At 64.6% G+C, this 17,186-nt stretch carries 18 protein-coding genes; 2 read left to right on the plus strand and 16 right to left on the minus strand.

Going from position 1 to position 17,186, the window contains the following annotated elements; genetic code table 11:
* The first annotated feature begins 75 nt into the window (after positions 1-75).
* Positions 76-516: a CBS domain-containing protein gene (locus CSV86_RS24760; protein WP_009396554.1), complete on the plus strand. Its 441-nt coding sequence runs from the start codon at positions 76-78 to the stop codon at positions 514-516.
* A gap of 3 nt (positions 517-519) precedes the next feature.
* Here the strand turns inward: CSV86_RS24760 and CSV86_RS24765 are convergent, their stop codons facing one another.
* From CSV86_RS24765 to CSV86_RS24800, 8 genes are all read right to left on the minus strand, one after another.
* Positions 520-1,158 carry a hypothetical protein gene (locus CSV86_RS24765; RefSeq protein ID WP_009396558.1) on the minus strand — a complete coding sequence of 213 codons (639 nt, stop codon included), beginning with the start codon at positions 1,156-1,158 and terminating at the stop codon, positions 520-522.
* Between the two features lie 65 nt (positions 1,159-1,223).
* Entirely contained in the window at positions 1,224-1,463 is a 240-nt protein-coding gene (locus CSV86_RS24770) for a DUF2789 domain-containing protein (protein ID WP_009396560.1), read from the minus strand.
* Positions 1,464-1,614: 151 nt separating this feature from the next.
* A complete protein-coding gene (locus CSV86_RS24775; RefSeq protein WP_009396562.1) occupies positions 1,615-3,015 on the minus strand; it encodes an efflux transporter outer membrane subunit in 1,401 nt (466 codons plus the stop codon).
* Complete coding sequence (locus CSV86_RS24780) at positions 3,012-3,887, minus strand: efflux RND transporter periplasmic adaptor subunit (protein WP_009396564.1); 876 nt, start codon at positions 3,885-3,887, stop codon at positions 3,012-3,014. Before CSV86_RS24780 ends, CSV86_RS24775 begins: the two co-directional genes overlap by 4 nt.
* Entirely contained in the window at positions 3,884-4,096 is a 213-nt protein-coding gene (locus tag CSV86_RS24785; protein ID WP_009396566.1) for a DUF1656 domain-containing protein, read from the minus strand. Before CSV86_RS24785 ends, CSV86_RS24780 begins: the two co-directional genes overlap by 4 nt.
* Positions 4,093-6,180 carry an FUSC family protein gene (locus tag CSV86_RS24790; RefSeq protein ID WP_009396568.1) on the minus strand — a complete coding sequence of 696 codons (2,088 nt, stop codon included), beginning with the start codon at positions 6,178-6,180 and terminating at the stop codon, positions 4,093-4,095. Before CSV86_RS24790 ends, CSV86_RS24785 begins: the two co-directional genes overlap by 4 nt.
* Positions 6,177-6,629, minus strand: coding sequence for a MarR family winged helix-turn-helix transcriptional regulator (locus CSV86_RS24795; protein ID WP_009396570.1), 453 nt, complete (start codon positions 6,627-6,629; stop codon positions 6,177-6,179). Before CSV86_RS24795 ends, CSV86_RS24790 begins: the two co-directional genes overlap by 4 nt.
* A gap of 184 nt (positions 6,630-6,813) precedes the next feature.
* Positions 6,814-7,635: a tetratricopeptide repeat protein gene (locus tag CSV86_RS24800; RefSeq protein ID WP_037059343.1), complete on the minus strand. Its 822-nt coding sequence runs from the start codon at positions 7,633-7,635 to the stop codon at positions 6,814-6,816.
* Positions 7,636-7,843: 208 nt separating this feature from the next.
* Between CSV86_RS24800 and CSV86_RS24805 the strand changes: the two genes are divergently transcribed.
* Positions 7,844-8,854 (plus strand): helix-turn-helix transcriptional regulator, encoded by a 1,011-nt coding sequence (locus tag CSV86_RS24805; RefSeq protein ID WP_009396575.1) that lies wholly within the window; start codon positions 7,844-7,846, stop codon positions 8,852-8,854.
* Position 8,855: 1 nt separating this feature from the next.
* On the opposite strand, the gene CSV86_RS24810 is transcribed toward CSV86_RS24805, so the two are convergent.
* From CSV86_RS24810 to alr, 8 genes are all read right to left on the minus strand, one after another.
* Positions 8,856-9,722, minus strand: coding sequence for an ABC transporter permease (locus CSV86_RS24810; RefSeq protein ID WP_009396577.1), 867 nt, complete (start codon positions 9,720-9,722; stop codon positions 8,856-8,858).
* A 14-nt stretch (positions 9,723-9,736) separates the two neighbouring features.
* The gene (locus CSV86_RS24815) at positions 9,737-10,600 is read right to left on the minus strand and encodes an ABC transporter ATP-binding protein (protein WP_009396579.1); all 864 of its coding nucleotides are present in this window, start codon (positions 10,598-10,600) and stop codon (positions 9,737-9,739) included.
* Between the two features lie 4 nt (positions 10,601-10,604).
* A complete protein-coding gene (locus CSV86_RS24820) occupies positions 10,605-11,624 on the minus strand; it encodes an ABC transporter substrate-binding protein (protein WP_009396581.1) in 1,020 nt (339 codons plus the stop codon).
* 17 nt (positions 11,625-11,641) lie between these two features.
* On the minus strand, positions 11,642-12,541 hold the full coding sequence (locus CSV86_RS24825) for a TauD/TfdA dioxygenase family protein (protein WP_009396583.1): 900 nt from the start codon (positions 12,539-12,541) through the stop codon (positions 11,642-11,644).
* Between the two features lie 289 nt (positions 12,542-12,830).
* On the minus strand, positions 12,831-14,687 hold the full coding sequence (locus CSV86_RS24830) for an acetyl-CoA hydrolase/transferase C-terminal domain-containing protein (RefSeq protein WP_376699773.1): 1,857 nt from the start codon (positions 14,685-14,687) through the stop codon (positions 12,831-12,833).
* A gap of 189 nt (positions 14,688-14,876) precedes the next feature.
* Positions 14,877-15,281 (minus strand): c-type cytochrome, encoded by a 405-nt coding sequence (locus CSV86_RS24835; protein WP_009396587.1) that lies wholly within the window; start codon positions 15,279-15,281, stop codon positions 14,877-14,879.
* A gap of 160 nt (positions 15,282-15,441) precedes the next feature.
* Complete coding sequence (locus CSV86_RS24840; protein WP_009396592.1) at positions 15,442-15,990, minus strand: cupin domain-containing protein; 549 nt, start codon at positions 15,988-15,990, stop codon at positions 15,442-15,444.
* A 105-nt stretch (positions 15,991-16,095) separates the two neighbouring features.
* Entirely contained in the window at positions 16,096-17,169 is a 1,074-nt protein-coding gene (gene alr / locus CSV86_RS24845) for an alanine racemase (RefSeq protein ID WP_009396594.1), read from the minus strand.
* Positions 17,170-17,186: the final 17 nt, after the last annotated feature.

Raw genomic sequence — 17,186 nt, forward strand, 5'->3', positions numbered from 1 at the left:
TTGCCCGTTCTGCGGTCGTGCACGATTCTTGTGGGTATCTGCCTTACCAACACCACCCCATGCAGAGGGCCCACAATGAAAACCGTGGCACAGCTATTGAAGTTGAAGTCGCAGCATACCGACCAGGTCTACACCATCGCACCGCACCAGACGGTGCTCGAAGCTCTGATGGTGATGGCAGAGAAAAACGTCGGCGCGTTGCCGGTGGTCGAGGGAGGCGAAGTGGTGGGCATCGTCAGCGAGCGCGATTACGCGCGCAAGATGGTGCTCAAGGGGCGCTCATCGGTGGGCACCGAAGTACGCGAGATCATGAGTTCACCGGTGATCACCGTGAACTCCCATCAGAACGTCGATACCTGCATGACCATGATGACCAACAGCCACCTGCGCCACCTGCCGGTGGTGGAAGACGGCAAACTGCTCGGCCTGCTGTCGATCGGCGACCTGGTCAAGGAAGCCATCGCCGAGCAGGCCGATCTGATTCGCCAGCTGGAAGGCTATATCCGCGGCGAATGATATCTAGCGGTACTCGCCCTCGAGTTCATCGAGCTGATGATCGAAACTGCGCAACCGCGCCGACCAGGTGTACACCAACACCTCGAGGTCGCGGTTGAGCACCGCAGCACCGCGTCGCGAGCTTTGCTGCGAATCGCACAGGTCGAGCTGATAGCGCTCGCGGGCCATCGCCGTGGCCACGCTGGACAGCTCGCGGGCGTTGTTCAGCCAATGACGGTGGCGATCGTGGGTTTCCTGGTCGAGCTCCTGGCACTGCGCCTTGAGCGCTTCGAGGCTGCGCTCCAGCGGCGTGCCTTCAAGCTCGCCCATCACTTCCTGGAAGGTCCGCCCCGGCTGCCAGTAACTGCCCCAGAAATAGCGGTCGAACACGGTTTCGACGCGGCGCAGGGCAACCTTGGTGTTCCAGATGGCGACCAGCGTTCGTCCCTGTTCCAACTGGCGCCTTCGCGTCTTCAGCAACTGCCAGCGAATCCACGCCAGCGCGCTCAGGGCGAGGGCCGCGATCAGGCCGGCGGCTCCGTAGAGAAAATGGCGGGCCTGATCGAGCTGGTGAACTTCCCTGACCCCGTAGAAATAACCGGCGGTCAGCAGGCCCAGGGCGGCAACGGCTGCCCAGAAGCCGACGGCATAGGGGTCTTTCATTGGCGCTGTCCCCTTGTTGTTTTTTTCTGAGCATAGCAACGCCAATGAAGCTCATAGTGTGCCGCTCAGCGTTTATTTCTGAGGGCCACGTTGAGTTGATCGATGGTCATGATCCAGTCCGAATCGGCAATGTATTCGGCCTTGAGGAAGGCGCGCTGGGCATCGCTCCAGAACGGCGCGTCGACCAGCTTGATTTCGTTCTTCAGCGGGGAGTGACTGGTGAGGAACTGCTGGATGCTGGTGGCATCGGAAGGCAGGCCGAGTTGCTCGAACAAGGCGGAGAATTCGTGGTGGGACAGGTCCATGTGGCACTCCTTTGGGCGGGTTGATAAGGGATTGATTGCCTGAAGGAGTGAAAGTTTAGGCCAGGTAAGTTGTGGTGTTGTTTAGGGCCTCATCGCTGGCAAGCCAGCTCCCACAGCACCCTGTGGGAGCTGGCTTGCCAGCGATGGCGGCCTACCAGCCACCACCCAGTGCCAGGAACAACCCGATCTGCCCCATCGCCACCTGGGTATTCGCCGTCGCCAGTTGCGCCCGCATATCGGTATAGGTCCGGGTTGCCTCCAGATCCGCGAGGAACGACGCCCGTCCGGCCTGGTAGAACCGGTGCGTCTGGTCCGCCGCCAGCTTCGCCGAGCGCTCCGCCTCTTCCAGCGCATCGCGCCGATCCAGCAAGGCGCTGTACTGCGACAGGCTGGTCTGGGTTTCGCGTATGGCGTTCAGCACCACGCCGTCGAAGTTGGCCAGCGCCGCCTGGGTGCCGGCCTCGGCTTCGCGGATCCGCGCCCGCGAGCCATTGGTCGGCACCGTCCAGGTCAGCAGCGGGCCGAAGCCCCAGCGGTTGGTTGCCGGCTTGCCGAGGTTTTCCAGGATACCGATGGTGCCCACCTGCGCGCCGATGCTGATATCCGGATACAACTGCCCGGTCGCCACGCCGATGGTCGCGGTGGACGCCGCCAGCATGCGCTCGGCCCGGCGTACATCCGGGCGCCGCTTGAGCAACGCGGCGCCGTCACCCACCGGCAACACCCGGGCGATATGCGGCAGCTCGGCGCAATCGGCAGTCCCCGCCGGAAGCTGGTCCACCGGTCTGGCCAGCAGCATGGACAAGGTGTACAGCCCCGCGTCCCGCGCCGCCTGGTAGCGCGGCAACTCGGCGCGCAGCGACTTGAAGCGGGTCTCGGTACGGGTCACCTGGGTTTCATCGCCACGCCCGGCATCACGCAGGCGCCGGGTCAGGCTGACGCTCTGGTCCTGCAGGTCCAGCGACTCGCGGGCGATGTGATATTCCTCGTTGGCCGCGCAGACCTGGGTATAGGCCCGCACCACATCGGCCACCACGGTGATCCGCGCTGTATCTGCCGCGGCCTGCACGGCGTCGGCATTGGCCTGGGCCGCCTCGACGCCACGCTTCAACGTACCCCACAGGTCGAACTGGTAGGACGCGCTGATGATCGCCTCGCCGATGTTCGCCACCGGCACCTTGTCCGCCAGCAGGAAGGCCTCGCCAGACTCCTGCAGGCGCTGCGCGCCGAGCTTGACGCCACCGTTGAAGCCGCCTTGCGCCTCGGCTTCCTCGACCTGCGCCCGGGCCCGGGCGATGTTCGCCGCTGCCACGCGCAGTTCGCTGTTGGCCGCCAGCGCCTGGTTGACCAGGGCATCCAGGCGCTCGTCACGATACAGCCGCCACCAGTCCTTCGGCACCGGCGCCGAAACCACGCTGTCGGCGTCGGCGCGCAGTTGCCCTTGCAGGTCATTACGATTGAAGGCGGCCTTCTCCGGCAACCGGTAATCCGGCCCGACCATCTGGCAGGCCGAGAGCAGCAGGCTCAAGCCAAGCAGCGACAGCCTTTTCATTGCCGGGTGTCCTCGATGATCGACACCGTGGCGGTGCGTCCGGCGATCAGGCGGAAGTCCGCCGGTACTTCGTCGAAAGCAATGCGCACCGGAATCCGTTGCGCCAGGCGTACCCAGCTGAAGGCCGGGTTGACGTTGGGCAACAGGTTGGCGCCGCTGCTGCGGTCACGGTCCTCGATACCGGCAACGATGCTCTGCACATGGCCGCGCAGCCGGGTGTTGTCGCCCATCACGCGGATATCCACGGCCTGCCCGACATGGATGCCGGAGAGCTTGGTTTCCTCGAAATAGCCATCGACGTGATACGACTCGCTGTCCACCACCGCCAGTACCGGACGCCCGGCACTGACGAACTCGTGGGCGCGCGGCGCGCGGTCGTTGAGGTAGCCGTTGACCGGGCTGCGGACCACCGAACGGTCAAGGTTGAGCTGCGCCGCATCCACGGCCACCTGGGCCTCGTCCAGCGCCGACTGGGCGCGGGCCTGGCGCGACTGGCTCTCTTCCAGTTGCTCGGCGGCGACCAGGTTGCCCAGGCCCTTGTTGCGCCTGGCTTCGCGCTGGGCCTGGGCCAGGCTTTCCTTGCGCTCGGCCAGTGTCGCCTGCGCCTGGCGCAGGGCCAGGCGGAAGCGGTCCTGGTCGATGGTGAAGAGCACTTCGCCACGCTTGATCGGCTGGTTGTCGCGCACCGCGACCTCCTGGATCAGGCCGGAGACATCGGGAGCGATCTGGATCACGTCGGCACGGATATGCCCGTCGCGGGTCCAGGGAGCGAACATGTAGTACAGGACCATCTGCCAGACCAGCACGGTCGCCAGGGTCACAACCAGCAGCGTCAGGACCACACGGCCCAGGGTCAAAAACGGTTTCTTCATGGCAGCATCAGGCTTCGGCAAAAGTGGTCCAGCGTGCCAAGGAGCACGGCGTAGAGCGCAACGTTGAACAACGCCCGGTGCCAGACCAGGCGGTAGAAGTGCAGGCGGTTGAGCACTGCGTGGATGCCGAGGAACAGCAGGTAGCTGACCAGCATCATCACCAGCAGCGTGGGCAGGAATACCCCGCTGATATCCAGTTCACCGATCACAGGGGTGCTCCGTCGAGGCCATAGGGCAGTTGCGATTGCGGATCGGGCTCCAGCACCACCTCCACACCCGGCAGCAACGCCAGGCGCAGGCCGCTGAGGGCATGGAGCAAATGCAGGCGCGCTTCGGCGCAGCCTTCCATGGCGTCGAGATTGAGGGCGCGACGGGCCTTTTCCATGCTGCCCAGCAACACAGCCGGGGCGTGCTGGCGCTCGCCGGCGTCAAGGCAGGCCTGGAAGTGGCCGCCGACTTCCTCGATGACGTTTTCCAGCGCCGCCCGAGGCTCCGGGGTCGCCCGTGGCAGGTAGGCGAGCAGGTCCAGCAGGTTAAGGCCCACGCGCAGGTCCCGCAGGGCCGCGCCGCTGTCCTGGCCGGTCTGGCTCAGGCGTGGCAGGTGCTGCATCAGGCGGTCGAGCATCTGCACCCCGAGGCGGCGGTGTTCAGCGAGGGTGGCTGGGCGGGTCATGCCGACGATGTCGCGCCAACTGAAGCGCGTCAGGCGCCGGGCCGCCAGCTCGACGCCGAACGGGCGCATCACCAGTGTCCAGATAAAGGCGAACAGCAGGCCCACCGGGCCGGCGATATTGGCATTGGCGAAAGCGAGGAAATCCGCGTCGTAAGCGCCCTGGATGCTGATGAAGGAGGCGGTGTTGACGATGGTCAGCAAGGTGCCGAGGTAGAACTGCGGCTGCACGGTCAGGGTGCCGACGCAGATGAAGGGCACGGCGAAGGCCAGCACCAGCATGGGGAAGTCATGCAGGTTGGGCAGGACCAGGAATAGATACAGGCTGGCGAACACCACCGACAGGGTGGTCCAGAAGAAGAAGCGGTAGATCTGCGGCGCCGGGTCGTCCATGGCGGCGAAGAAGCTGCACGCCACTGCCGCGAGGATCACCGCGCTGGCGCCATCGGCCCAGCCCAGGGCGATCCACAGGCCGGTGGCCACGGCGATGGCACTGAAGGTGGAAAACACCGAATACAGCATCAGGCCGCGATCGAAGAAAGGCGTCAGGCGGCCCAGGCGCCAATGGCGATACACCGCGCGCCAGGGCGAAAGGTCTTCATTGGCGATGGCGTGCTTGAGGCTGCAGCAGTCCTGCCACAGGTCGATCCATTCACCGAGGCGGTAAAGGGCGTTGGACAGCAGCAGCCCGGGGCGCTGGTCGAGTTCGGCGACGCTGGGCTGCAGGCGTTCGAGCTGGTCGCGCAGGGCCGCCCAGCGCGCTACCGGGGCTTGCGTCGCGGTACTCTTCAGCCATTCGCGCGCCTGTGCAAGAAGCCCTTCCAGTTGCGCGGCCTGCTCCGGTGCACGGCCTTCGAGGGCGAGCAAGGCGTCATCCAGGGCATCGACCACCGGCAGCAGGTGGATCATGCGCCCACGCAGCTCGCGGGCGTTCTTCACCGTCTGCGGCCGCGCCCCTTCGTGGGATAGCTGGCCGATCATCATTTCCAGGGTGTTGAAGGTCGCCACCATCGAACCGCGCAGGCCGGCCACGGTGTCGGCAGGCACATTGCGGGCAAGAAAGATGTCGCAGTAGTCGATGGCACTGCCGAACCAGTTGCCGGTGGCGCCAACGAATACCGGGGTCAAGCGGCGCGGCCAGAACACCGCACCGACCACCGCTGCACAGACGATACCCAGGCAGATTTCCTGGGCCCGGGACGAAGCGATGTCGAACACCGCCTGGGGATTGTCCACCACTGGCAGGGCGATCATCGGCAGGGTGTAGCCGGCCAGCATCAGGGTGTAGCTGTTGGCGGTGCGCAGGTGCAGGGAGAGGAACAGCAGGGTCGCGGTCCACAGGGCCACGGCCAGGGTCAGCAACACCGGCGCCTGAACCAGCAGCGGCACCAGGAACACCGCCCCGGCGGCGCCGAGCAAGGTGCCAACGGCACGGTACAGGGCCTTGGAACTGGTCGGCCCGACAAAAGGGCTGGAGACGATATAGACAGTCGCCATCGCCCAGTAAGGTCGTGGCAATTGCAGGAGCAGGGCGATGTACAAGGCGATCATCGATGCGGCGAAGGTGCGCACACCGTAGAACCAGTCGCGCGCGGGCGGCATCGAGCTGAAGAAGTGCTTCACAGGGGAAGGCCCGGCGAACGTTGCGCCGCCTCTTCGAAGGCCTTGACCACGCGCAGGGTGGCCTCCAGATCTGCCGCGCAGACGTCCTTGAGCACGTCGCGACGCAGGCGCACCAGTTCGCTTTCGATGGCTTCGGCCAGGCTGCGGCCTTCGTCGGTCAGGGACAGGGCCTTGGCCCGGCGGTCACCTGGATCTTCGCAGCGCCGGACATAACCGGCGCTGCATAGCTGGTCGAGCAGACGCACCAGCGACGGGCTTTCCACCCCCACCGCCTGGGCCACCGCGACCTGATGCACACCGTCACCAAGGCGCAGGATCATCAGCAGCGGTACGGCGCAGGCCTCGCTGATGCCAAAGCGCGCCAGGGTGGTCTGGCAGATGCGTCGCCAACTGCGGCTGGCCATGACCATGCCGCTGCTGGTGTTCATTTGCAGTGCTTCGAGCTTCATCGGGGAATATTCATAGTTTGCTAACTATTAATATCCTTCGAAGGTGCGGGGAGCGTCAATAGCCGTCTGGGAGAGATACCGATCTACGCGTACCTGTGGGAGCGGGTTTACCCGCGATTGCGATGGTGAATTCACTATTGCAATCGCGGGTAAACCCGCTCCCACAGGGACCACGGTGTTCTTGCTAGGTACGCAACTGATCCTCGACCTTCATCGCCAACGCCAGCGGGCTGCCCAGGCCGATCGCCTGGTCGCGCCAGAACAGGTAGCGCAGTTCATTGCCCCCGGTCTGGAAATGCAGGGCCAGTTCTTCCGCCGCCTGCATCACCCCGGCCACCGCCGCCAGTTCCAGCCAATACACCCCGGCACGGCTGTCCTTGTCCACCTGGAGCCCGTGCAGCAAGCGATACCCCGCCTCGAAGCGACACCGGGCATCTCCGCGCTGCGCGCCGCGCATGAACCATTCATAGGCTTGTCGCGGGTCCATCTGCCAGGGGTTGGAGTCGCTGTCGCTGTCGCAGACCTCTTCCTCGTACAGGTCTCCCAACGCCGCTGCCGCCTCCGCCAGCCCCGCCTCGAAGGCATGCCGGTAGTACTCGGCGGCGTTGGCATAGGCAACCTGCACACCCTTGCCGAAATAGTGCTGCTGGCCGAGGTTGAACCAGGCCACCGCACTGCCCTGCAACGCCGCCATGCGCAGCAGGTGCCCGGCCAGCACCGGATCGGCGCGCCAGTAACGGCCGTTGAGCCAGATCCAGCCAAGGTCGTTGAGCGCCGCCACGCTGCCATCCAGCGCCTGCCTGCGCAGGTCGGCATACACCGTCTGCAGGTCGTGCGCTTCGTCCAGCAGGCTGACCAGGCTGAAGCTTTCCCCCAGCGCCGCGCGCTGCGCCGGCATGCCAACACCGCTGTAGAGGCGCCGCACACGGGCAGGCCCGGGCGCAGGCATCACACGCTCCGGCAACAGGCGCCCGAGCAGAGAATAGATATTGCTGGCAGCAGACATGTTCATCCTCATGGAACCGCCCTCCTTCTTGGCTTCCTTCTGGGCGTCGAGGCGTGATTGTGCGCAGCGTCACGACAAAACCTGTCGCGAACACGTTCGTCGGAGCGATTCAACGGTTCATCCTTGAATGGATAAATTAATGGCAAATTGCCATATCATGTGGCGAATACCCTGCTTTTGCCGCAAGCCTAGACAAGGACTCACCGTTTTGCCCTCCGCTACCACACGCGCCACCCTCAGTCGTCAATGGGAATTGCTGCGCCAGTTGCCCAGCCGCTCGCCGGGCATCACCAGCGCGGAGCTGGTGATGCGCCTGAAGGACGCCGGCTTCACCATCAGCAAGCGCAGCATCGAGCGCGATCTCAACGAGCTGTCGTTGATCTTTCCGCTGGAGCGCAACGACCGCAGCATTCCCTATGGTTGGTATTGGGCAGCGAATGCCTGCGTAGAGTTGCGTGGCCTGAGCGTCAGCGAAGCACTGAGCCTGGCGCTGGTGGAGGAAGCCGTGCGGCCGCTGCTGCCCGGCAGCATGCTCAAGGGCCTGGATGCCCGCTTCGCCCATGCCCGGCAAAAGCTCGAAACCCTGTCGGCGCAAAACAAGGCCGCGCGCTGGCTGGACAAGGTCGCCAGTGTGCGGCCGGAGATGAACATGCGCGCGCCCGAGGTGCCGGACAACATCCTTGAAACGGTGCAAAAGGCGCTGCTCGACGAGCATCAGTTGCAGGGCCTGTATTACTCGGCGCATAACGATCGCACCGTCGACCTGACCCTCAATCCGCTGGCCCTGATCCAGCGCGGCCAGGTCGCCTACCTGATCGCCACGGCCCAGCCCTACAGCGATATCCGCCAGTTCGCCGTACACCGTTTCCGCCACTTGAGCGTGCTGGACAGCCCGGCCCTGGGCCTGGACGACTTCGACCTGCAAGCCTACCTGCGCAGCGATGCCCTGCAGTTCGGCAGCGCGGAGAAGATCGAGCTGCAGGCCTGGGTCAGCGACAACCTCGCCCGACGCATGCAGGAGACGCCATTGTCACCGGACATGCAACTGACCGACCTGGAACACGGCCACCGCCTCCAGGCCACGGTCAGCAATAGCTGGAGCCTGCGCTGGTGGCTGCTGAGCCAGGGCGATGAGCTGGTGGTGGAACAGCCGCCGGCCTTGCGCCAGTTGATCTCGCAGACCCTGAGCAATGCGGCGGCGGCGTATCAGCAAGACTGATTCAGCGCTGCATGCCCCAGCGGCGCACGGTCACGCGCTCCAGCGCGTTGAACACCAGGCCTTCCACCAGCAGGCCAATCAGGATCACCACCGCCAGCCCGGCGAAGACTTTGTCGGTGTACAGCTCGTTGCGGTTCTGGAAGATGTACCAGCCCAGCCCGCCCTTGCCGCTGGTAGCGCCGAACACCAGCTCGGCGGCGATCAGCGTGCGCCAGGCGAAGGCCCAGCCGATCTTCAACCCGGAAAGAATCGACGGCAGCGCCGCCGGCACCAGGATATGCAACACCAGGCGCAGCCCGCGCAGGCCGTAGTTGCGCCCGGCCATGCGCAGCGTCTCGTTGACCCCGAGGAACCCCGCGTAGGTATTCAGCGCCAGCGCCCACAGCACCGAGTGCACCAGGACGAAGATCAGGCTGTTCTCGCCCAGCCCGAACCACAGCAGCGCCAGCGGCAGCAGGGCGATGGCCGGCAGCGGGTTGAACATCGAGGTCAGGGTGCCGAGCAGGTCACGGCCGAACTGGGTCGAAACCGCCAGGCTGGTGAGGCCGAAGGCGAGGATGATGCCCAGCACATAGCCCTTGACCAGCACCACCAGCGACACGCCGACCTTGGCCGGCAACTCGCCGCTAATCATGCCGTCCCACAGGGCCTGGGCGGTTTGCAGGAAGGTCGGCAGCAGCAGGTCGTTGCCCTGGTAGCGGGCGGCGGCTTCCCAGAGGATGGCGATCAACAGCAGGATCACGCTCTTGCGCAGCCAGCCGTGTTGCCACAAGCGCTGGACCAGCGGCAGCTCGCGCTCCAGCGCGACGCCGTCCCATGGCTGCAGGGCAATTTCGTATTCCCGACGCGGGGAAGATTGGATCGTCATGACAAGGCTCCCGGTCAGTAGGCGATACGGATATCGGTGAAACCCAGTTCGGCATCGGCGACCGGCGCCTGGCCGTCTTCGAACAGCAGGCTATGGATACGCCGCGCGCTGGCCTGGAAATCGGCGCCGCCGAGGCTGTGCAGGTCGTACTGATGGCTGTGGATCTCGGCACGCACGCGGCCCGGATGGGGCGACAGCAGGAGGATACGGTTACCCACCACCAGCGCTTCCTCGATGGAGTGGGTGACGAACAGCAGGGTAAAGCGCACCTCCTCCCACAGCGCCAGCAGTTCTTCCTGCATCTTGCGCCGGGTCAGGGCGTCGAGGGCGGCGAAGGGTTCGTCCATCAGCAGGATCTTCGGCTGCATGGCCAGGGCCCGGGCGATCGACACCCGCGCCTTCATACCCCCGGATAGCGTGTGCGGATAAGCGTCGGCGAAAGCCGCCAGGCCGACCTTCTCCAGGTATTCCAGGGCGCGCTGCTCGGCCTCGGCGCGTTTGAGGGTGCCCGAGACCAGCAGCGGGAACATGACGTTCTGCTTCACCGTCTTCCAGGGCGGCAACTGGTCGAACTCCTGGAACACCACGATGCGGTCCGGACCCGGCCCATGCACCGCTTGCCCTTGCAGGCGGATGCTGCCTTCGCTCGGCGCGATGAAGCCGCCGACCGCCTTGAGCAAGGTGGACTTGCCGCAGCCCGAGGGCCCGAGCAGAACGAAGCGGTCGCCCTTGTCCACTTCGAAACTGACCTGGTGGGTGGCCCGCACCACGCGCTGCGCGGTGCGGTATTCCAGGCTGAGGTTATCCACCTGCAACAACGGTGGGGTGTCTACTCGGCTCAGCTTGCTGGCCGTGTGGCCTTGCAGTTGGGCGGTCATGAACTCAGCTCCCCTGAAGCGGCTTTTCATCCTGGAAGAAGTAGTCCTTCCACGACTCGGGTTTGTGCTTGATCGCACCGACGCGGTAGAGGAACTCCCCCAGCTTGTAGGTGTTCTTCGGCGTAATGGTGAATTCGTACTTCGGGTTGTCGATGATCTTCAGCAGCTCGTCGCGGCTGATCTTGGCCTTGGTCACGCGGATATAGGTGTCGGCCGCCGCGGCCTTGTCCTTCTGCGCGAAATCCGCCGCTTCGGCGAGGGCATCGACGAAGGCCTTGTAGGTTTTCGGGTTGTCCTTGCGGAATTTTTCGGTGGTGAACAGCACGGTCGGCGAGTTGGGGCCGAGCAGCTCATAGGTATCGAGGACGACATGCACGTCCTTGTTGGCCAGCGCCTGCTCCTGGAACGGCGGGTTGGAGAAGTGACCGTTGAGCTCGGTGCCGCCGGCGAGCAGCGCGGCAGTGGCGTCCGGGTGCGGAACGGCCAGGGTGTACTTGTCGAGACGGTTGTACTCCTTGTCGCCCCACTGCTGGGCCGCGGCGTACTGGAGGAAGCGCGACTGCACCGAGACACCTACCGCCGGCAAGGCGATGCGGTCTTTCTCGCTGATGTCGGCGATGGTCTTCACGTTCGGGTTGCTGCTCAGCAGGTAGTACGGGAAGTTGCCGAGCGAAGCCACGGCCTTGACGTTCTGCCGGCCGTAGGTGCGGTCCCAGATGGTCAGCAGCGGGCCGACGCCGGCACCGACGATATCCACCGAGCCGGAAAGCAGCGCGTCGTTGGTCGCGGCGCCACCGGAAAGCTGGGTCCAGTCCACCTTGATATCGATGCCTTGTTCCTTGCCGTGCTTCTCGATCAGGTTCTGGTCACGAACCACGTTGAGCAACAGGTAAACGATGCCGAACTGTTCGGCGATACGGATTTCGCCTTCGGCCTGGGCCGTGGCCGGAGCGACGAGGCTGCCGGCGATCAGGCTGGCGCTCAGGCCGATACCGGCCGCGAGGCGGCTGAGAGTCTTGCGCATGATGAGTCCTCGACGGATCAGAACGGGGCGTCGCCCTGGATAGTGGTGCGGTACAGCTTGCGACGCAGGTGCGCCGGGCAGCCGGTGGCAAGGTGGATCAGCGAGCGGTTGTCCCAGAACACCAGGTCATGGGGCTGCCACTGATGGCGGTAGATGTTCTGCTCAAGCACGCTGTGGGCGTACAGCTCGGCGAGGATCTGCCGGCTTTCATCCTCGGGCAGACCGACGATGCGGGTGGTGAAGCCTTCGCTGACGAACAGCGCCTTGCGCCCGTTTTCCGGATGGGTGCGCACGACGGGATGGATGACTTCGGCCACCTGGGCCAGTTGCTCGGCGGTCAAGGTCGGGCGCCAATTGCCTTCGAACTTGGTCTCGCTGTAGCGCGCGGTGTAGGAATGCGCCGCCTGACGGCCTTCGACCGCCTTGCGCAATGCTTCCGGCAGGCCGTCCCAGGCCTTGTGCATATCGGCGAACAAGGTATCGCCGCCTTCACTGGGCAGTTCCTGGGCATGCAGCATCGACCCCAGGCTCGGCAGTTCCTTGTAGGACAGGTCCGAGTGCCAGAACTTGCCGGCATCGCCGAGGCCGATGTTCTGGCCGTTCTCGACGATGTTGGAAACGATGAGGATTTCCGGATGATTGGCCAGCAGGAACTGCTTGAGTACATGGATCTGCAGCACGCCGAAGCGACGGCTGAAGGCAATCTGTTGTTCCGGGGTGATGCGCTGGTCGCGGAAGACCAGGACATGATGGTCGAGATGGGCCCGGTGGATCTTGGCGAAGTCTTCGCCATTCACCGGTTGCGCCAGGTCCAGGCCGATGATCTCGGCGCCGACTGCGCCGTTGAAAGGCCGGATCTCGAAGGGTTGCTGCTGTGCGCTGTCGATGGACGACAAGGCGTTGGAGGCCGCTGACATGTTTAACTCCCGCGCAGAGCGCGCCCAATGGAGCGCGCATCGATCAGAAACTCACGGTTTCGCCGTGTTGGTTCGTGTTCGTGCGGCGCGCCGATTGGTCGGCAGGTACGCAGGGGATTGACTATAAAGGCATAAGAAAAATTATTTAAATACCTTTAAGAAATAAGAATATTCGGGTTTTTGGGTGGTCTTGAGGGCCTCATCGCTGGCAAGCCAGCTCCCACAGGTCCAGCGGTGCATGCGATCCTTGTGGGAGCTGGCTTGCCAGCGATGAGGCCCTCACGGTCACTCAAACAGCCAAACCATGCGCGGTAGCCTGCAACCCCGCCAACACCAGCCGCTGGTACACCTCTTCCTTCAACCCCTCCGGCTTTTCCAGCCCCATCCGCGCCAACTGCGCCGACCAGTCCTCGGCCGGAGGCGCGTCCAGCGCCGCCTTGCCCAGTTCCAGCGCTTCGCTGAGCTTGAATTTGCTCTTCAGCCAGTTCAGCGCCCGCAGCAGGTCCCGCTCCTCGGCCGTGAAATCACACCCCAGCGGATACTCCGGGAACAACCGCGCATGCCGCCCGCGCAGAGCCTCCAGGCGCTCCGGGGTGTTGTCGCAGTAACGCGGGTCCAGCTCGAAGCCCTCCGGCAATTTCCCGGCCTTCTTGGCCTGGGCCAGCAACTGCGGCTGGAAGCGTGAATCACTGATCGCCAGCAGCCGGGCGATCACCTCGGCGTCGGTCTGCCCGCGCAGATCGGCGATACCATATTCGGTCACCACCACATCGCGCAGGTGCCGGGGAATGGTGCAGTGGCCATAGTCCCAGACGATATTCGAACTCACCTCACCGCCCGCTTCGCGCCACGAACGCAGGAGCAGAACCGAACGCGCGCCCTCCAGCGCATGGGCCTGGGCGACGAAGTTATATTGGCCACCGACGCCGCTGAGCACCCGCCCGTCCTCCAGCTGGTCGGCCACCCCGGCGCCCATCAAGGTCATGGTGAACACTGTGTTCATGAAGCGCGCATCGCGGCGCTGCAGGCGCTTGAGCGCTTCCTGCCCATACAGCTCGTTGATGAAGCTGATCGCACCCATGTCGATGCGCTTGCGCAGGGCCAGCGGCATCTCGCGCAGCCGCTGATAGAAGGCCTGCGGCCCGAGGAAGAAGCCGCCATGCACCAGCACGCCGTCCTCGGTGTCCGCCGCGCCCGTGTTGGCCGCCTGCTGACGCACCGCATCGGGGTATACCGGACGGCGGATGATGCCCGCCTCGAACAACGCCAGCAGGCCGTTGACCAGCATCTCGCTGCAACCATAAAGCCCCCTGGCGAAAGGCATCACCCCGCCCTCGCGCTCGATCAGCCCATGCCAGGGCGCCAGGCGCAACTCGCCGAGCAGCGCCTGGTAGGCTTCGTTGTCCGCCTGCCGGGCCAGCAAGGCCGCAGTCAGCGCATCGCCCATGGCGCCAATGCCGATCTGCAGCGTGCCGCCATCGCGCACCAGGGTGCTAGCGTATACGCCGATCAGATGATCCTGGGTGCTGACCGGCATGTTCGGCGTGGAAAACAGTCGGGTCCGCTCGGGCTCGTCGATCAGCAGGTCGAACTGTTCCCGCTTCAGCTCTGAGGCGCCCGGCATATAGGGCAGGCCGGCATGTACCTGGCCGAGCAGAAGGATGGTTTCACCGGCAGCGCGGCGGCGCTCGATCATCGGCAGGAGGTCGAGGGTGATGTCGGGATTGCAGCTCAGGCTCAGGTGATCGGGCCGCTCGCCATCCTCGGCGACGATCTGGGCGATCAGGTTGAGGCCCTTGGCATTGATGTCCCGCGCCGCATGGCTGTAGTTGCTGCTGACGTAGTCCTGCTGCGCCTGCGCGCTGTGCAGCAGGCTGCCGGGCTGCATGAAGAACTGTTCGACACGGATATTGGCCGGCAGGCGGCTGGCACGCAGGTCGCGCAGGTAATCCAGCTCCGGGTAGTCGGCGAAGATTCGCTCGACGAAGGGTTCGAGAAAGCGCCGTTGCAGGCCATCGCCGAGGTCGGGGCGGCCGAGCGACAACGCCGTATAGATCGTCAGCCGACGCTCCGGCAGCTCGCGAATCCGGGCATACAGCGCATTGACGAAGCGGTTGGGCTTGCCCAGGCCCAGTGGCAGGCCCATGTGAATGTGGGCCGGTAATTGCGCCAGTACCTGATCCACTGCGGCTTCGATCGAATAGATGCGCACGCTGTCGGCTCTCCGTCGGATTCGTTGAGTACAGCTTGGACCGAAGCGACGTGCAAATTACTGCACAGCCCGGAAACGACGAAGCCCGCACAAGGCGGGCTTCGAGGCGGGAAGCGCGGAGGCTTACAGGCCGGACATCTTCTTGATGGCGCCTTTGAGGTCGTCATCCGAGCAGTCGGCGCAGGTGCCTTTGGGTGGCATGGCGTTGATGCCGGTGATGGCCTTGGCGAGGATGCCGTCCAGACCACCCTGGTGGTCGGCGCGCTCTTTCCACGCGGCGGTATCGCCGATCTTCGGCGCACCCAGCAGGCCGGAACCGTGGCAGGCGTTGCAGTGCTTGGCGATGATTTCATCCGGGGTCTTGGCGCCGCCGCCACCTGCGGTAGCCACGACTTCCATGCCCTTGCACTCCTGGCCCTGGACGCAGACCTGACCGACCGGTTCCAGGCGCTTGGCGATATCGTCGTTGGTTGCAGCCTGGGCACTGACTGCCCAAAGGGCCACTACGGTAGCTGGTATAGCCAGCATTTTCTTGATTGGATTCACACGTACACCCTCATGGTGGCTAGTCACGCCCGCGGCCACGGATTCGCAGGCGGCGCAAGTATAGCGGGAACCCTGACTCACCGGAACAACCACATTAAATAAAGGGCTTTATCCGCGACAATCAGCCGCGCCACCCTGACTGTCAGAAGTTCGCCGGGGTGGCGGCGCTGATAAGCCGGGCCGGCTCATCGAAGGGGTTGCGAAAACGGTGTGGCTTGGTGCTCTCGAAATAGTAGCTGTCGCCGGCCTCGAGGATGAAGGTTTCCAGGCCGACGACCAGCTCCAGCCTGCCTTCGAGGAGGATGCCGGTCTCTTCGCCGTCGTGGGTGAGCATTTCTTCACCCGTATCGGCGCCCGGCGGGTAGATCTCGTTGAGGAAGGCGATGGCGCGGCTCGGGTGGCCGTTGCCGACCAGCTTCATGGTCACTTCGCCGTCCGAAATGTCGATCAGTTCGTGGGCCTTGTAGACAATCTGCGTCGGGATCTCCGGCAGCAGGTCTTCGGAAAAGAACTCCATCATCGACATGGGAATACCGCTCAGCACCTTGCGCAACGAGCTGATCGAAGGGCTCACGCTGTTCTTCTCGATCATCGAGATGGTGCTGTTGGTGACACCCGCGCGCTTGGCCAGCTCCCGCTGGGAGAGGCCCCTGATCTTGCGAATGGCTTGTAGTCGTTCACCGACGTCCAATGCTGGAGCCTCCTGACGAATGAATGGGGGTCGAAAATGTGCGCCATCATCGCAACAGCGTTCAGTATTTACAACACTTCGACCCGCAGCTCGTCAGTGATGGCGCTACTCTCCGGTATAGACCAAAGGCACCCGCCGCAGGTTGCAAAAGATCTGGTAGGGGATGGTGCCGGCCTGGCTGGCGACATCGCTGGCCAGGACGCGCTTGCCCCACAGCTCCACGCTACTGCCGAGGCCGGCTTCGGGTACGTCGGTGAGATCGATGCAAAGCATGTCCATCGACACCCGGCCTATCAGCTGGGCACGCTTGCCGGCTACCAGCACCGGCGTGCCGGTCGGGGCATGGCGCGGATAGCCGTCGGCATAGCCCATGGCGACCACGCCGACCCGGGTCGGACGCGGGCTGACGAAACGCGCGCCGTAGCCCACCGGCTCGCCCGCCGGCAACTCGCGCAGGCTGATGACCTTCGATTCCAGGGTCATCACCGGCTGCAGGCGCGCGGCTTCGGCCTGATCGGTATCGAACGGCGTGGCACCGTAGAGCATGATGCCCGGTCGCACCCAGTCACTCGGCACCTGTGGCCAGCCAAGCACGGCGGGTGAGTTGCGCAGGCTGGTTTCAGCCTTCAGGCCCTGACGCGCTGCGTCGAAAACCGCGACCTGCTCGTTGCTGGTGTTGCTGTCCAGTTCGTCAGCGCGGGCGAAGTGGCTCATCAGGACGATCTTCGCCACCTTGCCGCTGGCCTGCAGGCGCTGGTAAGCCGCCTGGTAGTCCCGCGGATGCAGGCCGACGCGGTGCATGCCGGTGTCCATCTTCAGCCAGACCTGGATCGGCCTGGCCAGGCTGGCCTTCTCGATCGCCTCCAGTTGCCACAGCGAATGCACCACGCACCAGAGGTCGTGCTGGACGATCAGTTCCAGTTCGCTGGCCTCGAAAAAGCCTTCGAGCAGCAGCACCGGAGCCTTGATCCCCACCTCGCGCAGTGCCAGTGCTTCCTCGATGCAGGCCACGGCAAAACCGTCGGCCTCCGGCTCCAGGGCCAGGGCGCAGCGCAGCGCGCCGTGCCCGTAGGCATCGGCCTTGATAACCGCCAGGGCACGGGCCCCGGACAGTTGGCGGGCAAGGCGGTAGTTGTGTCGCAGGGCTTGGAGGTCGATCAGGGCACGGGCGGGACGCATGACGGCAGCCTTCTGGC

The organism is Pseudomonas bharatica CSV86 (assembly GCF_000319305.2).
GTDB classification, from domain to species: Bacteria; Pseudomonadota; Gammaproteobacteria; order Pseudomonadales; family Pseudomonadaceae; genus Aquipseudomonas; species Aquipseudomonas bharatica.

What these genes read in the sequence shown, in the direction of transcription:
- CSV86_RS24775 (WP_009396562.1), bottom strand. Translation starts at nt 3,015, where the DNA reads ATGAAAAGGCTGTCGCTGCTTGGCTTGAGCCTGCTGCTCTCGGCCTGC.
- CSV86_RS24795 (WP_009396570.1), bottom strand. Translation starts at nt 6,629, where the DNA reads ATGAAGCTCGAAGCACTGCAAATGAACACCAGCAGCGGCATGGTCATG.
- CSV86_RS24815 (WP_009396579.1), bottom strand. Translation starts at nt 10,600, where the DNA reads ATGACCGCCCAACTGCAAGGCCACACGGCCAGCAAGCTGAGCCGAGTA.
- CSV86_RS24820 (WP_009396581.1), bottom strand. Translation starts at nt 11,624, where the DNA reads ATGCGCAAGACTCTCAGCCGCCTCGCGGCCGGTATCGGCCTGAGCGCC.
- CSV86_RS24780 (WP_009396564.1), bottom strand. Translation starts at nt 3,887, where the DNA reads ATGAAGAAACCGTTTTTGACCCTGGGCCGTGTGGTCCTGACGCTGCTG.
- CSV86_RS24770 (WP_009396560.1), bottom strand. Translation starts at nt 1,463, where the DNA reads ATGGACCTGTCCCACCACGAATTCTCCGCCTTGTTCGAGCAACTCGGC.
- CSV86_RS24835 (WP_009396587.1), bottom strand. Translation starts at nt 15,281, where the DNA reads ATGCTGGCTATACCAGCTACCGTAGTGGCCCTTTGGGCAGTCAGTGCC.
- alr (WP_009396594.1), bottom strand. Translation starts at nt 17,169, where the DNA reads ATGCGTCCCGCCCGTGCCCTGATCGACCTCCAAGCCCTGCGACACAAC.
- CSV86_RS24830 (WP_376699773.1), bottom strand. Translation starts at nt 14,687, where the DNA reads ATGGGCCTGCCACTGGGCCTGGGCAAGCCCAACCGCTTCGTCAATGCG.
- CSV86_RS24825 (WP_009396583.1), bottom strand. Translation starts at nt 12,541, where the DNA reads ATGTCAGCGGCCTCCAACGCCTTGTCGTCCATCGACAGCGCACAGCAG.
- CSV86_RS24810 (WP_009396577.1), bottom strand. Translation starts at nt 9,722, where the DNA reads ATGACGATCCAATCTTCCCCGCGTCGGGAATACGAAATTGCCCTGCAG.
- CSV86_RS24760 (WP_009396554.1), top strand. Translation starts at nt 76, where the DNA reads ATGAAAACCGTGGCACAGCTATTGAAGTTGAAGTCGCAGCATACCGAC.
- CSV86_RS24800 (WP_037059343.1), bottom strand. Translation starts at nt 7,635, where the DNA reads ATGTCTGCTGCCAGCAATATCTATTCTCTGCTCGGGCGCCTGTTGCCG.
- CSV86_RS24765 (WP_009396558.1), bottom strand. Translation starts at nt 1,158, where the DNA reads ATGAAAGACCCCTATGCCGTCGGCTTCTGGGCAGCCGTTGCCGCCCTG.